Origin of the sequence: Phenylobacterium sp., assembly GCF_031412415.1 — a bacterium.
Lineage (GTDB): Bacteria > Pseudomonadota > Alphaproteobacteria > Caulobacterales > Caulobacteraceae > Phenylobacterium.
The window spans coordinates 1-2,006 of sequence record NZ_JANOCX010000217.1 but is presented as its reverse complement, the minus strand read 5'-3'; the positions used below and the strand labels follow the sequence as shown (position 1 = coordinate 2,006).

The 2,006-nt window shown below is 66.5% G+C and carries 4 protein-coding genes; 1 reads left to right on the top strand and 3 read right to left on the bottom strand.

Annotation, left to right across the window (positions count from 1 at the left end; all coding sequences use genetic code 11):
- On the bottom strand, window positions 1-640 hold a 640-nt coding region (locus tag RMO04_RS10640), incomplete at its 3' end, for an electron transfer flavoprotein subunit alpha/FixB family protein (RefSeq protein ID WP_309644760.1).
- Between the two features lies 1 nt (window position 641).
- Window positions 642-1,391 carry an electron transfer flavoprotein subunit beta/FixA family protein gene (locus tag RMO04_RS10635; protein ID WP_309644759.1) on the bottom strand — a complete coding sequence of 250 codons (750 nt, stop codon included), beginning with the start codon at window positions 1,389-1,391 and terminating at the stop codon, window positions 642-644.
- Between the two features lie 149 nt (window positions 1,392-1,540).
- Here RMO04_RS10635 and RMO04_RS10630 point away from each other — a divergent pair, with 149 nt between their 5' ends.
- Entirely contained in the window at window positions 1,541-1,810 is a 270-nt protein-coding gene (locus tag RMO04_RS10630; protein WP_309644758.1) for a hypothetical protein, read from the top strand.
- On the opposite strand, the gene RMO04_RS10625 is transcribed toward RMO04_RS10630, so the two are convergent.
- A partial coding sequence (locus tag RMO04_RS10625; RefSeq protein WP_309644757.1) for an ATP:cob(I)alamin adenosyltransferase occupies window positions 1,807-2,006 on the bottom strand: 200 nt, incomplete at its 5' end. The genes RMO04_RS10630 and RMO04_RS10625 overlap by 4 nt on opposite strands.

Below are 2,006 nucleotides of genomic sequence, written 5' to 3'. Positions count from 1 at the left end.
GCTCGATCACCCGGTGGAACTCGTCGGCCGAGCCCATGGCGCGGCCGCCGGAGACCACGATCTTGGCCGCGCCCAGCTCGGGGCGGGCCGACTTGACGATCTGCTGGTCGACGAAGTGGCTCTTGGCCGATGGTGGGGGCGCCGCGATCGTCTCGACCGAGGCCGAGCCGCCTTCCGCGGCCGCCTGGAAGACGGTCGGGCGCACGGTGATCACCTTCTTGGCGTCGGACGACTGAATCGTCTCCAGCGCGTTGCCGGCGTAGATCGGACGCACAAAGGTGGAGGCGTCGACGATCTCGACGACGTCGGAGATCTGCGCCACGTCAAGCTTGGCGGCGACGCGCGGGCTGAAGTTTTTGCCCGCCGAACTCGCCGGGATCAGCACCGCGTCATAGTTCGCCATCAGGGGCACGATCAGCGCCTCGAAGGCCTCGGCGATGCCCTGGCCCAACTCGACGGAGTCCGCGGCCAGCACCTGGCGCACGCCGGCGATCTTGGCGGCCTGGGCGGCCACCGCGGCGGCGTTGGTCCCGGCGACCAGGATGTCAACCTCGCCCAGGGCCTGGGCGGCGGTGACGGTCTTGTGGGTGGAGTCCCGGACCGACTGGTTGTCGTGGTCGGCGACGACGAGAACGGCCATTTTACAGGACCCCCGCTTCGTTCTTCAGCTTCATGACGAGGTCGGCGGCCGTCTCGACCTTGATGCCTCCGCCGCGCTTCGGCGGCTCGGTGACCTTCACGACCTTCAGGCGCGGCGCGGTGTCGACGCCAAGCGAGGCCAGCTCCTTCACATCGAGCGGCTTCTTCTTGGCCTTCATGATGTTGGGCAGGCTGGCGTAGCGCGGCTCGTTGAGGCGCAAGTCGGCCGTGACGATGGCCGGCAGGTCGACCGACAGCGTCTGCAGGCCGCCGTCCACCTCGCGGACCACCTTGGCCTTGTTTCCCTCCACCGTGACTTCCGAGGCGAAGGCCGCCTGCGGCCAGTCGAGCATGGCCGCCAGCATCTGGCCCGTGGCGTTGTTGTCGCCGTCGATGGCCTGCTTGCCCATCAGGACCAGTTGCGGCTGTTCCTCGGCGATCACCGCCTTCAGTGTCTTGGCGACCGCGAGCGGCTCAAGGTCCTGATCGGTCAGGATTAGGATGGCCCGGTCGGCGCCCATCGCGAGCGCCGTGCGGAGCGTCTCCTGAGCCTGCTGCGGGCCGATGGAGACCGCCACGACTTCCGTCGCCACGCCCTTTTCCTTCAGCCGCACGGCTTCCTCGACTGCGATCTCGCAAAACGGGTTCATCGACATCTTGACGTTTGCGAGGTCGACGCCCGTCTGATCGGCCTTTACGCGGGCCTTGACGTTATAGTCGATCACCCGCTTGACCGGGACCAACACCTTCATGGGTTGCTAGCGCCTCAAATTGGGGGTTTCGGAAAGAAATGAGCGGGAGGGCAATAGCGGTTCCAACGAGCATTGCAAGCTTGCCGGGGCGTATTCGCCCGCAACCCGCCCACTAGTCAGACCCCCCTCTCGTTACGTAAAAGCACGCCATGAACCCGAATATCGAGCGCCTGAAGCTGCTTTTTGTCGCCCTTTTCGCCGTTGTGGTTGCGGGCGTGCTGGTCTGGCAGGTGGTCTGGATCATGCCGGCCAAGAAATGTGAGGCCTCTCGCAAATGGTGGGACGCCGACCAGCGGGTTTGCGCGCAGCCGGTGCTGATTTCCGACATCACGGGTCGCACCATCACGGACAAGGGCGCAGAGGCGGAGGCGAAGGCCGCCATCGGTCGTCCCGCAGCGCCTGCGCCCATCAAGCCTTAGCGGGTTGCCCCTGAGACCCAGAACACCTCTGCCGCGCCGCGTCCGTTGGCCCAGCGTGCGGCGACAAACAGGAAATCCGACAGCCGGTTTATATAGCGCAAGGCCGGCCCGTTGACCGGTTCGCCAGCCTCGACCAGACGCACCGCCTCACGCTCGGCGCGGCGGCAGACAGTCCGGGCCAGGTGCAGCGCTGCGG